Origin of the sequence: Hymenobacter sp. BRD128 (assembly GCF_013256625.1) — a bacterium.
Lineage (GTDB): Bacteria > Bacteroidota > Bacteroidia > Cytophagales > Hymenobacteraceae > Hymenobacter.
This window is the reverse complement of record NZ_CP053908.1, coordinates 766,572-788,999: the sequence shown is the minus strand read 5'-3', so window position 1 is coordinate 788,999 and position 22,428 is coordinate 766,572. Positions and strand designations below refer to the sequence as shown.

The 22,428-nt window shown below is 60.7% G+C and carries 14 protein-coding genes; 12 read left to right on the top strand and 2 right to left on the bottom strand.

What is annotated here, in order from left to right; genetic code table 11:
• The first annotated feature begins 290 nt into the window (after positions 1-290).
• From GKZ68_RS03575 to GKZ68_RS03550, 6 genes are all read left to right on the top strand, one after another.
• Positions 291-3,437 carry a TonB-dependent receptor gene (locus GKZ68_RS03575; protein ID WP_173110787.1) on the top strand — a complete coding sequence of 1,049 codons (3,147 nt, stop codon included), beginning with the start codon at positions 291-293 and terminating at the stop codon, positions 3,435-3,437.
• Between the two features lie 31 nt (positions 3,438-3,468).
• Positions 3,469-5,004, top strand: coding sequence for a RagB/SusD family nutrient uptake outer membrane protein (locus GKZ68_RS03570; RefSeq protein ID WP_173110785.1), 1,536 nt, complete (start codon positions 3,469-3,471; stop codon positions 5,002-5,004).
• Between the two features lie 33 nt (positions 5,005-5,037).
• Entirely contained in the window at positions 5,038-6,321 is a 1,284-nt protein-coding gene (locus tag GKZ68_RS03565) for a PKD domain-containing protein (RefSeq protein WP_173110783.1), read from the top strand.
• A gap of 72 nt (positions 6,322-6,393) precedes the next feature.
• On the top strand, positions 6,394-7,281 hold the full coding sequence (locus GKZ68_RS03560) for a family 16 glycosylhydrolase (protein ID WP_173110781.1): 888 nt from the start codon (positions 6,394-6,396) through the stop codon (positions 7,279-7,281).
• A gap of 337 nt (positions 7,282-7,618) precedes the next feature.
• Entirely contained in the window at positions 7,619-9,082 is a 1,464-nt protein-coding gene (locus tag GKZ68_RS21865) for an AMP-binding protein (RefSeq protein WP_173110779.1), read from the top strand.
• Entirely contained in the window at positions 9,046-12,129 is a 3,084-nt protein-coding gene (locus GKZ68_RS03550; RefSeq protein ID WP_254244249.1) for a Pls/PosA family non-ribosomal peptide synthetase, read from the top strand. The genes GKZ68_RS21865 and GKZ68_RS03550 overlap by 37 nt, the downstream gene beginning before the upstream one ends.
• 89 nt (positions 12,130-12,218) lie before the next feature.
• Here GKZ68_RS03550 and GKZ68_RS03545 read toward each other — a convergent pair whose 3' ends face one another.
• The gene (locus GKZ68_RS03545; RefSeq protein WP_173110775.1) at positions 12,219-12,434 is read right to left on the bottom strand and encodes a hypothetical protein; all 216 of its coding nucleotides are present in this window, start codon (positions 12,432-12,434) and stop codon (positions 12,219-12,221) included.
• Between the two features lie 143 nt (positions 12,435-12,577).
• On the opposite strand from GKZ68_RS03545, the gene GKZ68_RS03540 reads away from it, so the two are divergent.
• From GKZ68_RS03540 to GKZ68_RS03520, 5 genes are all read left to right on the top strand, one after another.
• Positions 12,578-13,222 carry a 4'-phosphopantetheinyl transferase superfamily protein gene (locus GKZ68_RS03540; RefSeq protein ID WP_173110773.1) on the top strand — a complete coding sequence of 215 codons (645 nt, stop codon included), beginning with the start codon at positions 12,578-12,580 and terminating at the stop codon, positions 13,220-13,222.
• Between the two features lie 189 nt (positions 13,223-13,411).
• Complete coding sequence (locus GKZ68_RS03535) at positions 13,412-14,128, top strand: pirin family protein (RefSeq protein WP_173110771.1); 717 nt, start codon at positions 13,412-13,414, stop codon at positions 14,126-14,128.
• Between the two features lie 73 nt (positions 14,129-14,201).
• Positions 14,202-14,912: a pirin family protein gene (locus GKZ68_RS03530; protein WP_173110769.1), complete on the top strand. Its 711-nt coding sequence runs from the start codon at positions 14,202-14,204 to the stop codon at positions 14,910-14,912.
• Positions 14,913-14,992: 80 nt separating this feature from the next.
• Positions 14,993-15,670, top strand: coding sequence for a 3'-5' exonuclease (locus GKZ68_RS03525; protein WP_173110767.1), 678 nt, complete (start codon positions 14,993-14,995; stop codon positions 15,668-15,670).
• An 83-nt stretch (positions 15,671-15,753) separates the two neighbouring features.
• Positions 15,754-17,664 carry a DUF294 nucleotidyltransferase-like domain-containing protein gene (locus GKZ68_RS03520; RefSeq protein ID WP_173110764.1) on the top strand — a complete coding sequence of 637 codons (1,911 nt, stop codon included), beginning with the start codon at positions 15,754-15,756 and terminating at the stop codon, positions 17,662-17,664.
• A 153-nt stretch (positions 17,665-17,817) separates the two neighbouring features.
• Here the strand turns inward: GKZ68_RS03520 and GKZ68_RS03515 are convergent, their stop codons facing one another.
• Positions 17,818-18,852, bottom strand: coding sequence for a LacI family DNA-binding transcriptional regulator (locus GKZ68_RS03515; RefSeq protein ID WP_173110762.1), 1,035 nt, complete (start codon positions 18,850-18,852; stop codon positions 17,818-17,820).
• A gap of 203 nt (positions 18,853-19,055) precedes the next feature.
• Between GKZ68_RS03515 and GKZ68_RS03510 the strand changes: the two genes are divergently transcribed.
• The gene (locus GKZ68_RS03510; protein WP_173110760.1) at positions 19,056-22,385 is read left to right on the top strand and encodes an AsmA-like C-terminal region-containing protein; all 3,330 of its coding nucleotides are present in this window, start codon (positions 19,056-19,058) and stop codon (positions 22,383-22,385) included.
• Positions 22,386-22,428: the final 43 nt, after the last annotated feature.

Sequence of the window (22,428 nt, the reverse complement as noted above, 5' to 3'; positions counted from 1 at the left end):
CGTGTGCACTAGGTGTAATGAGAGGTAGTACCAAAGCGATAAAAGCGCCTTTACGGGCTATTTTGAAGGAATAGGCCTCATTTTTTTACAAAACACTTTAGCTACTTTTGACCGGTAGATGTGGCTGCTAAACTTAGTAGTTCTGGCTAATTCTACCTCGTTTATGCAATCGTTGCCGGTCCCGCAACCGATTGCAGACCCTTTGCTCTGAAATGTTGGTCTTTGGCACAGCACTGTTAGCTGGCTAGCCACTTTTTTATTCCTTTCCCCACCCTTTTTTCACTCATAGTATGAAGCGAAAGCTTTACCTAGCCCCGTCGTTTCGACATACGGCAGTGCTGCTGGCCTGCGGGCTGCCAGTAGCTGCCGGGGCCACTACTCCTCACCTGCTGCCCACGTCGGCGCTGCACGTCCTGGTCGACGTGCCGGTGACGGGCCGGGTAGTAGGGCCGGATGGCAGGCCCCTTCCTGGTGTTACGGTGCTGGTACGAGGCACCACGGTTGGCAGCACTACCGATGCCGATGGCCGCTTTGCTCTGCGGGCGCCCGAGGGCAGCACATTGCTGTTCAGCTTTATTGGCTACATTGGCCAGCCGGTGGTAGTCACGAGCGCCAATGCCTCGAACGTGAGCGTGACTATGACCGAAGACACGCAGAAGCTCAACGAAGTAGTAGTAGTAGGCTACGGCACCCAGGAACGCGGCAGCGTGACGGGCGCCATCTCATCGGTAAACGGAGCAGAGCTAGCGCGTCAACCGGTTCCAGATGTAACGCAGGCCCTGCAGGGCAAAGTAGCTGGCGTAACCATTACCTCTAATGGTGGCACGCCGGGTGGCTCAGGTGGTAGCTCGGTACGCGTTCGTGGTATAACCTCGGCCGGCAACAACTCGCCCCTTTACGTTATCGACGGCTTCCCTATCGCCACAGCTACGGATGGCAGTGGCAATGCCATTGGTAACGAGTTACAAGGAATCAGCCCCGATGATATCGAAACCATTGATATCCTGAAAGATGCGTCGGCCACCGCTATTTACGGAGTACGCGCTGCTAACGGGGTAGTATTGATTACGACCAAGCACGGTAAGGCTGGCCAATCAAATGTCAATGTTAATGCTTATACCGGGGTTCAGTCGGTCGCCCGCCGCCTGAATCTATTAAATGCCCAAGAGTACGCCGTTATTAACAACGAAAGCCGTCTGGCTGCTGGCAAGCCTATCGTGGTAGACCGCCTGCGCGACCCGGCCTCGCTGGGCACTGGCACCGATTGGCAAGATTTGGTATTCCGCCGGGCGCGGATTCAAAACTATTCGCTAGGGGTAAATGGGGGCAGCGATAAGGCGAATTATGCCTTATCAGCCTCTTATTTCCAGCAGGATGGTATCATCATCGGCACCAATTTTGAGCGCTATACGCTGCGTGCCAACGGCGAAGTGAAAATAGGCCGGATGTTGAAGGTGGGTAACAACATTCAGCTTACGCACCTCTCCGACCGCCAGGTAACGACCAACAGCGGCGAGTACGGCACTATTCAGCAGCTTATCCGGATTCCGGCCACTATCCAGCCCTACCGCTCCGATGGGTACTGGTACGAGCCCACCGGTAGCACCGACAACTTTATTGAGGAGAACCCCCTAGCCAGCGCCCAGCGCACCGACCAGCGTTACGTTCAGAACCGGATTCTGACCACGTTTTACGCTGAGCTGCAGCCGCTGAAAGGCTTGCGTATCCGCTCCAACGTAGGAGCTGACCTGCTTTTTAGTACCTTCAACTCTTTTGCGCCTTCAGCTCCGCCGTTTCCCGGCGTCACGTCGCGCTACGCTACGGCGGGGGCCTCAGCCACTTCGTCGTACGGCCCGAGCTATCTGATTGAGAACACGGCAACTTACGACAAGCTCATTGCCGATAAGCACCAGGTGACCTTTCTGCTCGGGCAGTCGGCGCAGGAATTCAACTACAGCAATGTGGAGGCTTACCGCACGGGCTACCTACGCAACGACCTGCGCGTTATCAACGCCGGGCCCATTAACACCCAACTGGCCAACGCTGGTATCATCAGCTCGCCGCAGCACCTGGCCAGCTACTTTGGCCGCCTCAACTACGAGTTTGCCGGCAAATACCTGCTATCGGCCGTAGCCCGCTACGACGGCTCGTCGGTATTCCCTCCTGGTGAGAAGTTTGGCTTCTTCCCAGGTGCTTCAGTGGGCTGGCGCATCTCCGAGGAACCATTCCTCAAAGGCAACCGCGCCATCAGTAACCTGAAGCTGCGCGCTGGCTACGGCCGGGTAGGCAACCCCCTGAATGCCGGGCGCTTCGCTTACCTATACTCAATTAACTTCGGCATCACGTATCCGTTTGGCCCCGAGCCGCAAACCATCAACACGGGCGGTGCGCCCACGCGCTTGGCCAATCCCAATCTGCGCTGGGAAAATAACAACCAGACCAATATCGGGGTGGATGTGGGCTTCTTGGACAACCGCATTGAAGCCTCGATTGACTTCTACAACCGCAACTCGCCCAACCTGATTGCGCCCGTGCCAGTGTCTTTTGCTTCGGGTACTTACCAAAGCGTGAATACCAACGCGGCCTCCGCCTACAACCGGGGCATCGACTTCTCGCTGACGACCCGCAACTTTATTGGCTCGAATGGCGGCTTCAACTGGACTACTTCGGTAACGCTATCGGCCTTCAAAACCAAGCTGGAATCGCTGGGCCAGGGGGTACCTTACAACGGGGCTGGTACCCTAGCAGGCGACGCCATCGTGCGCTACGACGCTGGTCAGCCCTTCGGCTCGTTCTACGGCTACGTGGCCGACGGCCTGTTCCAGACGGCCGATGAGGTAGCCAAGGCCCCCAAACAGGAGAACGGCACGGCCCCCGGCGATATCCGCTTTAAGGACCTCAACGGCGATGGGGTGATTACTGCTGCCGACCGAACATTTATTGGCAAGCCCAACCCCGATTTCACGTTTGGCATTACCAATACATTGAACTTCAAGGGCTTTGACCTAAGCGTGTTTATCAACGGGTCGAAGGGCAATCAGATTTACAATCAGAACCGCTACCTGCTCGAAAGCGCGCTTTACGGTAGCTTCAGTGGCGGCTCTATCGTGCTCAACCGCTGGACCGGCCCGGGCACCAGCAACGACGTGCCCCGTGCTATCGACTCGGACCCCAACCGCAACCTGCGCGTGTCGAGCCACTTTGTAGAAGACGGCTCGTTTGTACGCCTCAAAAACGTGACGCTGGGCTACACCTTGCCCGCTAGCGTGCTGAGCCGCATCTCGTCAAAACAAATTCGCGTCTACGTTACTGGCCAGAATCTCATCACGTTGACGCATTACACGGGCTTCGACCCGGAAGTAAGCGCTAGCGGCGTCGACCTCGGAATCTATCCGCAAGCGCGGGTGTTCACGGGCGGCGTAAATATTGGATTCTAACTTTCACGCTCTTGTCTATTCCCACTCAACAATGTTTACTTTTACCTACTCACGTGGTGCCTATCTGCTGGCGCTAGGCCTGCTGGCGGGCTCGGCTGGCTGCACCAGCAAGTTTCTGGAGGAGTCGCCTTCGGACCAGATAACGGACGCTAACTTTTATAAAACCCAAAACGATGCCATTCAGGCCGTAAACGCCGCCTACAGCGAGCTGACGAAGGAAGGTCAGTACAACGCCGCGCTATGGGGCATGGACATCGGGGCTGACATCTCGACCACTGGCGGCGGCGGTGGTAGCGACGGCATCGAGTACACGCAGCTCGACGACTACAACATCCCGTCGACCAATTTCGTGTGCAGGCGCCTCTGGGAGGGTTCGTACATCGCCTTGCAGCGCGCCAATATCGTGCTGCAGAAGGTGCCGCTCATTACCGGGATGGACCCTGCCATTCAGAAGCGCTGCCTGGGCGAAGCGCAGTTTATCCGGGCCAAAATGTACTTTGACTTGGTGCGGGCCTTCGGCGACGTACCGCTGTACACGGCCCCGCCCACGGGGGTCGACCAGGTAAACATTGCGCGCACGCCGCAGGCCGATGTATACAAAGTGATTGAGAGCGACCTGACGGCCGCCATCGGTAACCTGCCGGCATCGTATAGCGGCGCCGACCTGGGCCGCGCCACCAAGTGGGCCGCCCAGGGCCTGCTGGCTAAGGTGCTGCTCACCGAAGGCAAAAAAGCCGAAGCCGCCGTGCAGGCACAGGCCGTTATCGACAACTCGGGCAAGACCATGTGGGCCAAATACGGCGATAACTTCGTGGTAGCCAACGAAAACAATAACGCCAAGGAGTCGCTCTTCGAGGTGCAGTTCACCAACGGCCGCAACCAGTATGACCGCAATAACGTGGGCTCGTCGATGAACCAGTTCTTCGCGCCCCGCCGGGGCGGCCTCGTACCAGCCGGCGATGGCTACGGCTTCAACGTACCCGAGCCCGACTTTGTGGCCGGCTACGAGCCCGGCGATACCCGCAAGCCCGTGAGCGTGTGGGTGCCCGGCGATGTATCGCCCAACGGCAGCATTCAGCCCGCTAGCCTACCCGGCTCGCCTTTCGGCTTCGACTGCAAGAAGTGGTTTGTGGGTATGGTGAACACCAACATCTGGGACTCGCCCCAGAACGTGGCGGTGCTGCGTCTGGCCGAGATGTACCTAATTGTGGCCGAGGGCCTGGGTGCTACACCCGCCGGCTACGAAGCCCTGAACAAGGTGCGCCGCCGCGCCTTCGGCGCCGACTATAACACCCCCAACGCCGCGCACGACCTGAATGCCTCGAACACGCCCAACTTCCAAGATGCAGTAATTCGGGAGCGCAAGTACGAGCTGGCCTTCGAGTTTGACCGCTGGTTTGATATGAAGCGCACCAAAACGCTCATTTCGGGCATGACGGCCCAGTCGGCCTACCTAGCCACGCTAGGGGTTAGACGCGGCATTCCGACCGAGAAAAACTACGTGCTGCCCATTCCGCAGTCGGAGCTTGATGCCAACCATAATCTTGTGCAAAACCCAGGCTACTAAGCCATTTCACGGAACATATAGCCTAGTTTTAACATGAAAAATATTTGGAACAAAGCTGCCTGGGCGCTGCTGGCCGGCCCCTTGGCGCTGAGCGCGTGCAGCAAAAATGATAAGGGCAGCTTGCAAGGGCCGGTGCCGGCGGCTAGCTTCACCAGCACTGTCAATTCGACGCAATACCCCATCACCGTTACCTTCACCGACAATAGCACGGATGGCTTTATCAACCAGTGGGACTTTGGCGATGGCACCACGGGCACCGGCCAAACCGTAACGCACACCTACACGCAAGCCGGCAGCTATAAGGTACGCCTCACCGAGTCGGGCCGGGGCGGCACAAATGCAACGCCCCAGACTACTGTCGTTATTCCATCGCTGTGCGGCAACGCCGGCTTCTCAGCCTTGGCTAACTGCCAGAGCAACGTGGCTGGGGCGCGGGTATTTACTTACTCTAACGACGCGGGAGCCGTAAAGCACCTCGACGCCAGCAACAACGTCACGTATTCGTCGCCCGCCAACTCACTCACTTCCTGCCAGGCCGACGACCAGTTTACGTTTAGCGGTACCTCGGCCAGCTACACTTACGAAAGCAACGGGGGCACCTACGCCGGCGGCACCTGCGGGGCCTCGCAGTCGAGCAGCGGCGCGTTTGTGTACAAGCCGGGCGGCGGCGTCAACGGGTTAGGGCAGATTATTCTGCAAAAGGCCGGCACCTTCATCGGCGAGCCGGTAGCGGTAACCAACCTGACCTACGACATCATTGAGGCGAGCAGCACCGTGCTGCGCCTGCGCGGCACCCTAGCCGACGGCACCAAGACGGAAGTAACCCTAGTGCCTTTCGATGCCGTAACGCGGGTGAAGCAGTTGCTCACCAATGGCACCCAGAAAACCTGGCTGCTGGACAACACCTCGGCGGCGCCCATCATTGTAGGCACTGAAGACAAGCCCGGCCAGTACTACGCCGGCAATACCGCCGGTGGCCAGCTTCCCGCCTGCCAGGCCGACGACGAGTTTACGTTCTCGGCGGCCAATGTCTACACTTACGATGCTAAGGCCGAAACCTTCGTGGCTGGCGTTAACGGGGCTGCTGGCTCGTGCCAAGCCCCGCGCTCTGATTCGACGCCCTTTACGTTTGGGCCGGCCGATGGGGCCGGGCTAGCCCAGTTTGTGTTGGGCAAGGCCGGCATGTTTATCGGCGTCACCGATGCGCCCGACCTGACTTACCGCATTCTAGCCATCACCGACAAGACGATGCTGCTGCGCGCTGGCACCGGCAAAAACGGAGCCGTTGTTTTTACCATAAAGCTGGTAGCCAAGTAAAATTATTCTCTACCTAACCGTGTTGCCAGGGACCCGGCGAGCAATTCACCGGGTCCTTTTTTTATATTTTATATGCTCCTAATTCCCCACCCTTTTCGCCTGAGTCCGGCCGGGGCCGGCCTTTCGCTGGCGCTGCTGCTTGGTACCTCGTGCACCGAAAACAAGACGCCGGTTATTCCGGCGCCGGTAGCGCCACCCACAGTCGTCAATGCCGATACCCGCGACTATGCCCAGTATACTGAGCTGATGTGGAGCGACGAGTTTAATGGCTCCGGGCCGGTCGATGCTACCAAGTGGATGTACGACACGGGCGGCGGCGGCTGGGGTAATCAAGAGCTGGAAACTTACACCACCTCGACCAACAACGTCTTTCAGAACAGCGGCAACCTGATTATACAGGCCAATAAAGAGCCTAGCGGCAGCCCGGCCTACACCTCGGGGCGCGTGCTCACCAAGGGCAAGCAGAATTTTCAGTACGGCCGCATTGATGTGCGGGCCAAGCTACCCCAGGGCCAGGGCGTCTGGCCTGCCATCTGGATGCTAGGCAGCGACATCGACCAGAACAACTGGCCGAAGTGCGGTGAAATCGACATCATGGAGCTGCGCGGGCAAAACCCGACGGAGATTCTGACAACCATGCACTATGCCGACAACTCAGGCAACCACCAGCAAAGCGGCATCGACCATATCAAGCTACCCGACGGCAGCAGCTTCGCCAATGATTTTCACACGTATAGCGTGGTGCGCAGCAAAGACCAGATTCGCTTTTATCTCGATGGCGCGCTGTATTATTCCTTCACCAGCGGCACGGTGGGGTCTAATCCTTACCCCTTCAACAACAATTTTTTTGTGGTACTGAATGTGGCCGTGGGAGGCAATTTTTTGGGAAATCCGAATGGCTCTACGGTATTTCCGCAGCAGATGCAGGTCGATTACGTGCGCTATTACCAGTATAAATAGTTCCGAAAGCCTCTTGGTCCACAAAAAATGGCCCCGCGTAGGCGGGGCCATTTTTTGTGGACTAGGTAATGCCCTTTTTGGCACTGCTGGTGTTTTTGGCCCGGTTTTTCTAGGCTTTGCTTTATGAGTAGCTGCCTTTGGCAGCTGTAGCTTTGGTATCCTGCTGCCTCGTTTCGGCGTAGGGGCTAGCTAGCCTAGGGTTTTCTGGTTGCCAGCATTTACCAGCCGCGTACGGCGCCTGCTACTAGCTCACACCTGGTTCACACGTAGCTGCGCTATGTAAGCCTTGGCTGCCTTGCTCACCACTATTGTTACTGGTGGCGTTTCTTGCCTCCCCATGACCCCGACCATCGACCTGCCCGCCGCTTCGGCCCCGGAGCCCGCACCCCTTTCCAAAGCTGTTGATTTTCAGCTAGCCTTTCAGCAAAAAGAAACCTTGATTGCTGGGTACATGGCCGCCTTTGCGGTAGTGTATTATCGCCAGCCGGCCGAGCGCAGCGCCGTCCAGCTGCAAGCCACCTTGCGGGTAGAAAATGCCGTAGCGGCTTTTCCGCCCGCCACAGCCCTGCTCAACCTGAGCGATACGCTTACCCTGGCCGAGGTAGAAGCCGAGGCGGCTGGGCAGCTCGTGATGGGTCTGGCCGGCGTGGCCGAGCAGCTCGGGGCGGCCATCACGCGCTGCCGCATCTCCTTTCCGGCCCCCGAAGCTCAACATCCTATTCACGAGTGGTGCGTGACCCTGGACTTTGCTACTGACCACACGGTGGCCGTCAGCTTTGCCTGCACGGCCGGGCTGCCGGGGCCCTGGGGCGCAGCCTACCTGCCGGCCCACGTGCAGCGGGTATTTGAGCAAATCGGGCAGCACCCTGCTACGCCGGTGGGCTACGTATTTTTCCTGGCCGACGAAGAAGTGGGGTTGCTGCGCCAGTTCCGGACCGTGCCGCAGCACGTGGCCGAGGGTGGCCCGCAGCAGCTGCACCACTTATTTGAAGAAACAGCCCACCTTTACCCCAATCAGGTGGCCCTGAGCTGGCTAGCCGACACGCGCACCTACCAGCAGCTCAATGAGGAGGCCGACCAGCTAGCCGCCCGTCTGCAGCGCCAGGGCGTGCGGGCCGGCGACTTCGTGGGCTTGTTCATGGCCAAATCTATCGAGTTGTACGTGGGCATGCTGGCCGTGCTCAAGGCGGGTGCCGCCTACGTGCCGCTCGACTTGTCGTTTCCGGCCGACCGCGTCACGTTTATCCTGGGCGACTGCGGGGCGCGGGCCCTGCTCATCAATCGGCCGCTGCCCGAAGGCTTTGAAGGCTGGCCGGGCCAGGTTATTGACCTGAGCGAGCCCGCGCCGGCGGCGCCCGCCCTCCTGGAGCCGGTAACCGGCGGTCCCGATTCTATTGCCTACGTCATTTATACCTCGGGCACCACAGGCCTGCCGAAGGGGGTACTCATTCCGCACCGCAGCATCTGCCACCTGATTTGGGCCGAGCAGGTGCTGTTTCACCCCACCCCGCACGACCGGGTAGTGCAGGGTTTTTCGGTGGCCTTCGATGCCTCGCTCGAAGAGCTGTGGCTAGCCTGGGGCGCGGGCGGCACGCTGGTGCCGGTGCCCGAAGAAACCATGAAGGCGCCCGATGCGCTGCCGGGCTTTCTGGTCGAGCAGCAGGTCACGGTGTTTTCGACGGTGCCCACGCTGCTTTCGCTGCTGCCGGGCACCATTCCGACGCTGCGCCTGCTCATTCTGGGGGCGAGGTATGCCCGCCCGAGCTGCTTACCAAATGGGCTAGCCGGCAGTGCCGGGTAGTGAATACCTACGGCCCCACCGAGGCCACGGTAGTAGCCACGGCCGCCGACTTCGTGCCCGGCCAGCGCCTCACCATCGGCCGGCCGCTGGCGGGCTACGAATCCCTGCTGCTCGACCAGCTCGGCCAGCTCGTGCCGCTGGGCCAGGCCGGCGAGCTATGCATTGGCGGGCCGGCGCTGGCCGCTGGCTACCTCAATCGCCCCGAGCTGAGCGCTGCTAAATTTAACACCGTTAGTGAGTTGCCGAATGGCTTTGTCGGTCGCCTCTACCGCACTGGCGACCTGGCCCGTTTCGAGGCCGAGGGCAACATCGACTTTCTGGGCCGCATCGATACGCAGGTCAAAATCCGGGGCTTTCGCGTCGAGCTGGCCGAAATTGAGAGCCTGCTCTTGCAGTGGCCGGGCATTCGCAACGCCGCCGTAGCCCTCAAAGAAGGTGCTGATGGGGTCAAGAAGCTCATCGCCTACCTCATTCTGGCCCCCGACCACCTGCTCGACGAGCGCGCCGTGCGGGCCTACCTGCGCGAGCGGCTAGCCCCCTATATGCTGCCCGCCGCGCTGGTGCCACTCACCGCCTTTCCACTACTCACCAGCGGTAAAGTGGACCGCAAGGCCCTGCCCTACCCCGTGAGCGGCGACCAGCCGCCCGCCCGTGAGCTTACCCTGCCCCGCAACCCGCTCGAAGCTGCTATTTATGCCGCCTGGCAAAAGCGCTTCGACACGGCCGACATTTCGGTTACCGACGATTTTTTCGACATCGGCGGCAATTCGCTGCTGGCTTCGCTTATCATCTCTGAGCTGCGCCAACAGCCCGATTTTCAAGGCCTTTCGGTGAAGGAGATGTACACCCGGCGCACCATCGAAGCACTGGCGGCGGCCGTGGCAGCTGATGCTGCTACGGCCGCCGCCAGCCCCGCACCCGACCCCGCGCTGGCTAGCCCCCTCACGCGCGCCAGTACCTTCACCCGGCTCATCACGGCCATCTTGCAGCTAGGGTCGGTAGCGGCGTTCTACGCCGTGCCGGTATTTTTTCTGAACCTGTCGCTGCACTTCCGGCCCGTCTTTGCCGAGTGGTCGTACCTGGCCCTGGTGCTGGCCGGGGTGGCATCGGTGGTGGGCTACGTGCCGCTGGCCTGCCTGCTGGTAGTGTTGGTAAAGTGGCTGATTATCGGCCGTTTCCGGGCCGGCGAATACCCCCTGTGGGGCTTCTATTATTTCCGCTTCTGGGTGGTGAAAAAGCTAGTGGAGGCCGCTCCCACCCCCCTGCTCTCGGCCACGCCCTTCCTGGCACTTTTCTACCGCCTGCTCGGGGCCAAAATTGGCAAAAACGTGTACCTGGGCACCACCCGCGTGCTGTGCTTCGACCTGCTGACCATCGGCGACGGCGCTAGCATTGCCCGCGAGGCTGCCCTACTAGGCTACCGTATTGAGCGCGACCGCCTTATCATCGGGCCTACTACGGTGGGCCGCGACGCCTACGTGGGTTTGCGCGCCATTATGGATGGCCACACCAGCCTCGGCGACGGCGCAGAGCTCGACGACCTGTCGGTGCTGCCGGCCGGCCGCCAGGTGCCCGCCCAGGAAGGCTGGCTAGGCTCGCCGGCCCGGCGCGTGCGCGAAGTGCCCCTCACGCCGCTGCGCCCAGTGGCTGGGCCCGGCGCGGGCTACCTGCTGGCGCAGCTGAGCGCCATCGCACTCATGCTTTTGGTACCCACGGTAGCTTCACTGCCCATCATAGCCCTGCTGTACGAAAGTGTGCAACGCTTTGGCGCTGAGCCATCTTTATTATCATTACTCCCACTTTCAGCCCTCTACGTTCTGCTGCTGATTGTCGTGCTGGTTGCCATTAAGCGCGTGGTGGCCGGCCGCCAGGCCGATGGCACCCTGCCACTATACAGCCTCGCCTACGTGCGCCACTGGGTGGCCGATGCCGTGCTAGCCCAGAGCCTGACGCTACTCAAATCGCTCTACGCCACCATCTACACGCCCTTCTGGCTGCGGCTGCTGGGAGCCAAAATCGGGTATCGGGCCGAAGTTTCGACCCTCAACCACATCTCGGCCGAGCACCTCACCGTGGGGGCCGGCTCATTTCTGGCCGACTCGGTGAGCGTGGGCGCGCCGCGCGTGCAGCACGGGCTGGTTTCGGTGCTGCCCACGGTGGTAGGGCCCCGCACCTTCGTAGGCAATGGTGCGGTGCTGGCCGGCGGCACCGTGCTGGGTACCAACAACCTGATTGGTGCGCTCTCCTCCGCCCCTACCGATACGCCACCCGACGGCACTTCGTGGGTAGGCTCGCCCGCCTTTTTGCTACCCAACCGGCCGGTATCGACGTCCTTTGCCCCCGAGTTGACGTTTGACCCGCCCGCGCGGCTGGTGTGGGCCCGGCGCATCATCGAATTGTTTAAAATCGTACTGCCTTTCACCTTCACTTTCATTACCTTCGCGGTGCTGTATCACTACTCGCACTGGCACCTGCTACACTACACTTTTTGGAGCAGCGTAGTAACGGGTACCGGCGCGCTGGTGGGGCTGATTTTCGGTTTCTCCATTCTCACAGCTCTTATCAAGTGGATACTTATTGGTCGCTACCGGCCCTCTGAGAAGCCCTTGTGGTCGTCGTTTGTGTGGCGCAATGAGCTGGTCAACTCCTTGTGCGAAAGCTATGTGTATCCATTCTGGCAAGCGGCGCTGCTAGGCACCCCGTTCGCCACCTGGTTTTTCCAGCTCATGGGCAGCCACTTTGGCCACTCAGTGTACATGGACACGACGGAAATCACGGAGTTTGACTTGGCCTGGGTGGCCGACCACGCGGTGCTCAACAACGGCTCTACCATCCAGACGCACTTGTTCGAAGACCGGGTCATGAAAATGTCCAACCTGCGCATTGGGCGTTACGCCACCGTAGGCACCTCCTGCGTCGTGCTCTACGATTCGGTTATCGGCCCCGGCGCTACGCTCAAAAGTCTCTCGCTGCTCATGAAAGGCGAGCAGCTACCGGCCAACACCCGCTGGCAGGGAATTCCTAGTTCTTTCATTCCCAATGGGTAAGCGCACCCACCAACCCATCATGTAGCAACGCCCCCTTGCCGAGCCCTTGGCAAGGGGGCGTTGTTTACTTTAGCCAGCTACTGCGTGGGCTAGCCCGGCTTAGTATCACTAGCGAGCCCCGCGTTTTTAGCATTTGCATTGGTGGGCCGGTCATCGGTGCTGCCATCATAGCTACCGGCGAATGGGTCGTACTTTGCGGCCACCGCGGTAGCTGCTTTGGTCGTAACGGGCGCTTGGTCGGCGCCTGGCTGGGTGGGGTCGGGGGGCTGGTTCACCTCGGTAGCAGGTTGCTCGTTGGTAGGCATGGCGGAGCGGTAAATGAGTAATAAAAACACGGAGCCTCTTTTCTCCTGCTTCACCCGCCCACGAAATTTATGCCCTAATCTACTGGTGGGGCGGCCTCACCGGGCTAGCCGTGGCTACCTTGCCAGCAGTTTTGCTGCATACCTTGTCCTCCTTTCTTCACATTTGGCAGGCCGACCTAATCGCTGACTACCCTAGCTGGGCAGTGGCCGAAGCTACCCTATCTCCTGCCGAGCTAGGCCGACAGGCACGCTTACGCACCGCTACCCTACGCCAAACCTTCGGGCGCGCCCACGGCTTCCTGCGGGCAGTACTGGCAGTATATACTTCCCAGGCAGCCCGGCTTTTAGCATTTTCGACCACTGACCTAGGCAAGCCCCAGCTGCCAGACACGGCGATACACTTCAGCCTTTCGTACCGGCCGGGGCGGGCGCTATTGGCAGTGTCGAATGCTGCCTCGGTGGGGGCCGATGTGGAGCCGCTGCGCCCGCTGGCCGATGCCGCCGCGCTGGTCGCCGACCTGTTCTCTCCCACCGAGCAGGCCGCCCTGCGCGCGGCACCGCCGGAGGGTTGGTGGCCGCTATTCTACACTATCTGGACGCGTAAGGAAGCCTATGCCAAGGCTTTAGGCATGGGACTGACAATGCCTTTCGCCGGGTTTTCAGTACTGGCGCCACCGTGTGCGGGGCCGGTAGTGCTCACGGCACCCCCAGACGCCAGCCTGCACAGCTTTGCGGCTGGGGCGGGCTACCAGGGGCCGTGGCTACTCTGGCTAGCGAGGTGTTGCTAGTACCACAGCACCTTATTTATCCTGTTGATTTATAATATTCTACCACTACTATGCTTGAAAAAAACCGGCTGATTTGCCCAGGCTAGCCGGTACCGGCTACCACGAGTGGCGGATTTTTTTGCGTTAAGATTTAAAACAATGTACCTACATTAATTGTCTTCCTATCACTACTCGTAAATCTTTCTTCTTATGGCACAATCAGTTTTGCATCCGGCGGCTAGCCGGGGCCACGCCAACCACGGCTGGCTCAACTCTTACCACACCTTTAGCTTCGCTAACTACCAGAACCCTAGCCGAATGCACTTTGGCGCGCTGCGCGTGCTCAACGATGACACGGTGGCGGGCGGCATGGGCTTTGGCCGCCACCCGCACGACAATATGGAAATCATCAGCATTCCGCTCGCGGGCGACCTGGAGCACCAGGACTCGCTGGGTAATAAGGCCGTGATTCGCCAGAACGACGTGCAGGTGATGAGCGCCGGCACGGGCGTGGCCCACAGCGAAAAAAACCACAGCGCCACCGAAGCGGTTAAGTTCTTGCAAATCTGGGTATTCCCTAATAAGCGCGGGGTAGCGCCGCGCTATGCGCAGCAGAGCTTTCCGCCGGCCGAGCGCCACAACCGCCTGCTGCAAGTAGTATCGCCCAACGCGGCCGAGGGCGAAGTGTGGGTCAATCAGGATGCCTGGTTTCACCTCGGCAATTTTGACCAGGACTTTCACACTGATTATCAGCTCAAAAAACCGGGCAATGGGGTGTATGCCTTCGTGCTGGAAGGCGACGTGACCATCAACGGCCAGGCCTTGCACCGCCGCGATGGCTATGGCCTGTGGGAAGTCGATAAGCTTGCTATCCAGGCCGATAGCGCGGCTGAGCTCCTGCTCATGGAAGTACCTATGCAGTTTTAATAAGTAGCGCGGACTTTGCAGTCCGCGCCTTTACTTCACACGCGGACTACAAAGTCCGCGCTACCTCTTTCCCATGAAAACCCGCCTTACCCGCGCCGACGAGCGCGGCCTGAAAGACATTGGCTGGCTGCAGAGCAATTTTTCGCTCAGCTTTGGCCCCTACGCCGACCCCGAGCGCAGCGGCTTTGGGCTGCTGCGCGTGTTCAACGACGATTTTGTGCAGCCGGGCGGCGGCTTTGGCATTCACGGCCACGCCAACATGGAAATCATTTCGGTGATGCTAGCCGGCAGCATGAACCACAAAGACACGCTGGGCTACACCGAGGTAGTGCACCAGGATTGGGTGCAGATTATGAGTGCGGGCAGCGGCCTGCGCCACGAAGAGCACAACGTGGGCGAGAGTACGGTCAATTTTTTGCAAATCTGGATTGAGCCCAAACTGCAGAATATAGGCCCGCGCTACCAGCGCCGCTCTTTTCCCGAGGCGAAGCGCGAAAACCAACTCACCACCATCGTCAGCAATGAAGAAGGCCAGGCGCACTGCTGGATAAACCAAAATGCCAAGCTCTCGCTAGGGTACTATACTGAGGCCCAAATTATTGATTACCAGTTTAAGCCACTCAACAAACTGTTATTCCTATTTGTCATCAGCGGGTCAGTTATGGTCGGTAAGCAAGCCGTGGCCGCGCGCGAAAGCCTGGGTATCTGGGACACCGATACAATCAGCATTGCCTGCACGCCGGGCACGCGCTTTTTGCTGATTGAGGCGCCCATTAATCACTAGCGCTACGTGCCAGGAAGTATGCGTAGCGGGCACGGTAAGTAATGGCTCACTGTTGCTGAATTGCTTCTTACTTTTACGCCGTGCCCGAGTACTTGCTTTTCGTTGATACCGAGACGTCGGGCCTGCCCGCCGACTGGCGCCGGCCCTACGCCGAGCCGGGCGCGTGGCCGCATGTAGCCCAGATTGCCTGGCTTATCTACACGGTGGCCGGCGAGCTGGTGAAAACCGAAAATCACTACATTCGGCCCAGCGACTACGACCTCACCCCCGCGTCGATGCAGGTGCACGGCCTCACGCTGGCTTACCTGCACGAGCACGGCGAGGCCCGCCTGCCGGTGATGCAGCGCCTGCATGATGACCTGCTGCGCTACAAACCCCTGGTAGTGGGGCACTTCATTGAGCTTGACTACCACATGGTAGGCGTCAGCTTTCACCGCTCGGGGCTGCCCAACGCGCTGCTGGGGCTGCCCACCTTTTGCACCATGCGCCTCACCGAACGCTTTTTGCAGCCCATGCGTCAGCAGTACCTGCGGCTGGCCGACCTCTACCAGCGGCAGTTTGGGCGGCCCATGGGTCAGCAGCACGATGCCCTGGCCGATGCCGAGGCCACGGCGCAGTGCTTTTTTGAGTTGCGCCGCACCGGCGACATCGACGCCGAAACCCTGGCTAGCCAGCGTCAGCTCCAGCCGCCATCCACTCACGCGGTGCTGGCCGCCGCCCGCCGGCCCTTCTGGAAGTACTGGCTAGGGATGATTTAGGCTTTTAGGTTACTATTTTATCGTTTGTCATTGCGAGCGCTGCGCTCGCAATGACAAACGTTTTTTGTTATTTGCCACCCGATATGATAAACCGCCTCGCCTTTCTGCGCACCGTTGCGCCCTTTAACCTGCTGCCGCCCGAGGTGCTTGAGGAAGTGGCGGCGCTGCTGCAGGAGGTGACGCACCCGCGCGAAGCCGTTATCTACCACCAGGGCGAAACCAAGCTGCGCGGCGTCGATTTGATAATTGAGGGCGGCTACGATACGTATTTCGTTGATGGCCAGCAGGTGCGGCATTTGCCTGAAGTTTATGGGCCGGGCACCTGCTACGGCGGCGTGTCGGTGCTGCTCAACAAAAAGCGCTCGCTGCGCACGGTGCAGGCCCGGGCCGGCACGCGGGTGTATTTTCTGCACCGCAACGACTTTCGGGGTCTTTGCCTGGGCTACGAGGCTTTTTTTCAGCATTTTACCACTCGCTACGGCCGCCTGATGCTCGACGAGGAGTATGCCCAGCTGGTGCACCCCGGCCCGCAAACGCCCCAGAACTTCATTGCTGCCGACGAGCTGTACTCGCGCCGCATGGCCGCCGTGGAGCTGCGCGAAGTGCTGGCCTGCCCCGGCAGCACGCCCACCCACGAGGTGGCCCGGCGCATGGCCAAGGCGCGCAGCAGCTGCTACTTCGTGCTCGATGACGACGGCCAGCAAATAGTAGGCTACGTGACGGACATTACCCTGCGCGACAAGGTGGTGGCTAGCCTCGGCGATGCCCGGCTGCCCATCAGCACCTATCTCGACGCGCCCACGCGCTCGGTGAGCAGCGAGGCGTTTGTGTATGAGGCGCTGCTGCTCATGTTTCGGACCAAGACGCGCTACCTGCTGGTGGAGGCACCTAGCGGCGGCTACCTAGGCTTTATTTCGCGCAATAAATTGCTGGCCGAGCAGGCACAGTCGCCTTTCCTGTTCATTCAGGGCGTGAAGCAGGCCGTGTCGCTGCGCGAGTTGCGGCGCAACTGGCAGAAGGTGCCGGATATCGTATTTCAGCTCCTCGACCGGGGCGTGAAGCCCGAAATCGTGAACCAGGTAATCACGACCGTGGCCGATACGATTGCCCTGAAAGTGATTGAGGACGTGATACGCGAGCTGGGGGCCCCGCCGGCCCGGTTCGTATTTATTGTGCTGGGGTCGGAAGGGCGGCAGGAGCAGACGCTGCTCACCGACCAGGACAACGCCATTATCTACGAAGATAAGGCCAACGAGCACCGCGAGGAGGTGCGCGACTACTTCCTGCGCTTTTCGACCGAAGTATCGGACCGGCTCAACTCCATCGGCTTCAGCTTTTGCGAGGGCGGCTTTATGGCCAAAAACCCAAAGTGGACGCACTCGCTCTCGCACTGGAAGCGCAACTACCTGGAGTGGCTGCACGAGTCGAACCCCGAGAACGTGATGCGCTTCGCGGCATTTTTCGACATTCGCTTTTTATATGGCGAGGCGGGTATTCTGGACGAGCTGCACGATTTTCTGGACACCGAGCTGCAAAAGCCGCTCGACCGTTTTTTGCACTACATGGCCACCAATGCCCTGCAGTACGAGCCGCCGCTCACGTTTTTCAACAACATCCGCACCTTCGCGGTGGGCGACCAGCAGGTGGTGAATCTCAAGAAAATCATGTCGCCCATCGTGGACGCGGTGCGGGTATTCGCCCTCAAAAACCGCGTCTTTGTCACCAACACTGGTCAGCGGCTAGCCGCGCTGCGCCAGCTAGGCGTCTTCACCGAGAAGGAATACCAGGAGCTGCTGCAATCATATTACTACCTCATGGGCATGCGCCTGAAAAAGCAGGCTACCCAGATGATGCACGACAAGCTACCGCCCGACAACTACCTGGACCCCAAAAACTTAACCAAAGTGGAGCGCGTGACATTGAAGGAGATTTTCAAGGTTATCTCCGATTTGCAGTTGAAAATCAAGGTCAATTTTGCCAAGATGCTGAGCTGATTTTCAGTTGCGGTTCTGCCTAGCAAAACAGTACGTCCGTCCTGCTGAGCCTGTTGCAGCATCTTACTCGCCACATCAGGGTCCTACCCCGGCGCCCCCTAGCAAGGTGCTCCGACAAGTTCAGCAGGACGAATATTTGAGAAGAACCACCCCCTAGCGCTGCGACGAGTCGCGCACTATCAGCTTGGGCTTGAGCACGATGCCGCGCGGAGTGGCGGGCGAGTGGCCGGGGCTAGGCAGCATTTTTTGCAGCAGCTGCACGGCGGTGCGGCCCATTTGCTCGCAGCGCTGGTCTACGGTCGTGAGGGCCGGCTCGGTGAGCTGAGTAAAAACCTCGTTGCTGAAGCCGACGATGGCCACGTCTTCGGGCACCCGAAAGCCGAGCTTTTTGGCCACCTGCATACCCCCCACGGCGGCTAAGTCGTTGGAGCTGAATACACCATCGGGCCGGCGCGTGGCCGAGAGGCGCATGAGGCCGCGCATGGCGGCAGCCCCGCCCTGCTGGCTCAGCTCGCAGAAGGCAATGAGGCGCGGGTCGGGCGTGAGGCCGTGGGCGGCTAGGGCGTCGAGGTAGCCCTGGTGGCGGTTTTTGTGGATATTGACGTGCAGGGGGCCGGTAAAGTGCGCGATGCGGCAGCAGCCCTGCGCAATAAGGTGCTCGACCACCTGGTAGGCCCCGAGATAGTCGTTGAGCGTCACCGAAGTCACATTTGGGCCTTTAAAGCCTTGCACCACGCGGTCGAAGAATACGAGCGGCACCCCCTGCTGGCGAACGCCCTCAAAATGCTCAAAATCAGTAGTAGTATCAGAGAGCGAAAGCAAGATACCGGCCACCTGCGCGCCCATCAGCAGCTCGATAATCTGGCGCTCCTGCTGGGCATCCTCATTCGACTGGCATATCATCACGTTGAAGCCCGCCTCGCTAGCCTCGCTGGCGATGCCGTGAATGACTTCGGGAAAAAAATAGCCCGTGATATGCGGCACTATCACGCCCAGCGTGTTGCTGCGACCCCGGCGCAGGCCGGCGGCCAGCGGGTTGGGCTGGTAGTGCAGCTCTTTAGCGAGCTGGCGCACGCGCGCCTTAGTGGCCTCGCTCACATCGTGGTGGTCGGCCAGGGCGCGCGAAATAGTCGAAGCCGACAAGCCCAGGGCCTTGGCCAGGTCGGTGATGGAGGCGCGACGATTCATAAGCAGCAAAAAAAGGCGAAAGCACAACAGAACGACCACAAAGATGGGGCCGCTGGTTCCCTACCGCGATGCGACAGGCAAACTTAGCCTCGCTGCGCCCAGGCGCCACCGGCCTAAAACTACGCTGCTTACGTATGTAGCCGAACGCCCGGCCGGCCGCAAATGTTGCCGACTGTATTAGCCTGGCTGGTGTAGCTTGCTGTATGAAGTCGTTTCCCCTCTGGCGCGTGCTGGGTGTTGGTTTTTTGCTTCTGTTGCTGGCACTGGGACTAGCGGGCTGGCTAGCGACGACCCGCTACGCCCGGCCCTACCTCAAACAGCTGGTGCGGACGCAACTGACGCACAACTCGGAGCTGGTGCTCGACCCGTTTGAGGTGGATTTTTCACTGTGGCGCGACTTTCCGTACCCTACCGCCTCGCTCAGTCACCTTACCCTGCGCGACAGCTCGCATCACCGCACGCTGCCCGTACTGCGCCTGGGCCGCGCCGACCTGCGCCTGAACCTGCGCGAGCTGCTGCACCGGCGCGTGCAAGTGACGCGCCTCACGCTGCGCGACGTGGCCATCGGCCAGCGCGTCGATTCGCTGGGCCGCACCTGGGGCCTGCGCGGCAAAAAGCGCACCGCCGCTAGCCCGCCGCCCAAAATCGACTTGGCACTTGACTCCATCATTATTTATAATTTCGGAATTTTTACCCGCAACGATTTTATTCACAGCGCTTTACGCGGGCGCGTCTTTCAGGCCCGGCTAGCCGCCAGCCTGCACCAGGGCCTGCTGGCGGTGCACGGCCGCTTCACTGGTCGCCTCGACCGGCTTAGCAACCGCACCGGCGACCTGCTGGCCAACGAGCCGGTACAGGCCAGGTTGAATTACCGCTATGATTTTGCGCGGCGCCAGGGCGAGTTTTTCAACACCCGCGCCACGCTCAACAGCGATACCATTCGCATCAGCGGCACCCACACGGCCGATATGGCCAGCGGCACTGGCCCGCCGCGCGGCACCTTTCTCAACCTGCGCTTTGCCGGCAGCCAGCCGCTGCTGGCGGTGCTGCACGCCACGCTGCCACCCACGCTGCGGCCCATTTTGCACGGAGCCAGCAGCCCGAGCAAAGCCCAGATTGAGTACCTGATGTCGGGGCTAAGCGGGCCGCAGGTGCGCCCGCACATTGTGCTGCACTTCGGGATGCGCAACGCCCGCATTCAGTGGCCCGACTCGGCGCGGCGCATCGACCGCTGGGATTTGCAGGGCACCTACGACAACGGCCCCGCCCACGCGCCCCAGACGATGACGCTAAACCTGAGCCAGTGCCGCGTGTACTCGCCGGCCGGCCAGCTCGATATGGCGTTTTTGCTGCGCAATTTTCAGCGGCCCTACGTGCAGGGCCGCCTGCACGGCCGCACCGAGCTGCCGGCCCTCATGGCGCTGCTTTCACCCGAGCATTGGTATGCCCGTAGCGGCATTGCCGACCTCGATGTGCAGCTGCACGGCCTGCTGCCCGCCGTGACCCAGCAGCAGCGGCAGCGCGGGCTGCTTCGCAAAAACCTGGCAATACACGGCACTGCCACCCTGCGCAACGCCACTTTTGAGCTGGCCGGCCACCAGGGCAACTTGCATGGTCTCAACGTGCGCATTGGTCTCAACGACAGCTTATGGCAGCTTTCCAATGCTTCGGGTGTACTGGCGGGCATGAAGTTCAACGCCTCGGCTACTACACTGTATTTACTCGACTACTTCACCGGCCAGCACCCCACCACCGATATCAAGGGCAGCTTTGCAGTCGATGCGCTCGACCTTGTCCGGCTGCGGCAGCTGCTGCGGCCCAGCGCCACCGGCCCCCTGCTGGCGCACCAGCGCCGCCCGGCCCGCAGCCTGGTCGACCGCCGCCGCATTGCCACCACGCTGGGCAGCCACCTCATTCCGGCTGGCATGCACCTCGATGTAGCCCTGCGTTGCGGCCGGCTAGCCCTAGCCACCGATACCCTGCGCGACATGGCCGTGCGCATTCGCCACGACGGGGTGCGCGTGCAGCTTACCGGCATCCGGGGCAAGCTCTGGGATGGCGAGGTGCACGGCGAAGCCCAGTGGCCCACCGACTCAGCCAACCGAGTGGTGCCCGTCTCCTACAATGTTGATTTTCATTTTGATACGCTCAATTACAAGTCTTTGCTGGAACGGCTCTCGCGCCCGCCCCGGCGCTCGCGCACGTCGCCAGCCAGCCCGGCCATCCGCGAGCTGCTGCTGGCCGCCAATGGCAAGCTGAGCTACGAAATCAACTCACTGCTGCTGCCCGATGGCGAAACCGTGCGCGACCTGCGCCTGCGCTTCGACAAGCAGGGCTCGGCGCTCAACCTGCCTTTCATCTACTTTGTGGCGCCCCAGGGCGGCGTGGGCAGCGGCTCGGCCACGGCACAGGTTGAGGGGCTGCGCATCGTGCACGCCGACGCCAACCTCTACCTGCGCTACCCCACCCTCGACGTGCCCCAGCTGCTGCGCATGCTAGCCAGCGTGGCCCCGCCCCGCACCGACTCGGCGGCCCTGGCGGCGCGGCGGGCACTCCGGGCGGCGCGGCGCGCCCGGCGGCTTGCGACCGGCGTGGCCCCCAGCTCGCTTATCACCAACGGCCGCTTTACGGCGCTGCTGCGCGTAGAAGCCGACCACGTACGGTACGCGGCCGTGCAGGGCGCTAATTTTCAGCTCGTCACGCACTTACAAGCGGGTGAGGCCATTCTCGACGACTGCACTGTGAGCACGCTGGGCGGGCGCGTGACGCTGCGCGGGCGCCTCATCACCGACGCCGGGCGCCAGCACCACCCCTTAAAGGTGCAGGCGCTGCTGGAGGACATTCAGCTGCCGGAACTGTTTGGCACGGCCACGGCCATGCGCCTCAACGTCATGAACAGCAGCAATATAACAGGTCGCCTGCGCTGCGCGGCGGCCCTGCGCACCGACCTCGACGAGAAATTCCTCCCTAACCTCGACAATACCAACGCCTACCTCAAGGCCGACCTGCGCGACCTGGAGCTAATAAACGTGGAGGCGCTCGAAGACGCTTTCAAGTTCTTTAAAAAACGCACGAGCCACTTGTATTTTGAGCCCGTGAGCAGCGAGTTTGCCCTGAGCCGGGGCGAGCTGCTCATCCCCAACTTACGCCTCAACAGCAACCTCACCGAGCTGCAAGTAAACGGCCGCTACGACCTCGATGGCCGCGCCGACCTCTACGTGGGCATGAACCCGCTGCACGCCCTGCTAGGCTCTAACAACAAGCGTATTGCCCGCATCCAGGCCGGCGAGGCCACTACGCGCCACGACGCTAAGCTCAGCTACGTAAACCTGAGCCGCGACGCACCCCACAGCAAGTACCGCATCAAGCTTTTCCAGAAACAGGAGCAGCAGCAGGCCCAGGCCGCACTGCGGCGGCAGTTCCGGCAGCTGGTCATTACGCAGCGCCTCGATACCACGCTGCGCCTGCTGCCCGGCTCGCCGCTCGTGGCGCCGCAGCCCAAGCTAGCCACGTCGCCGCGCAGCAGCGAATAGCAAGATTTTCTAGTACGTGAGTTGGAAAAAAGAACGGCAGGCC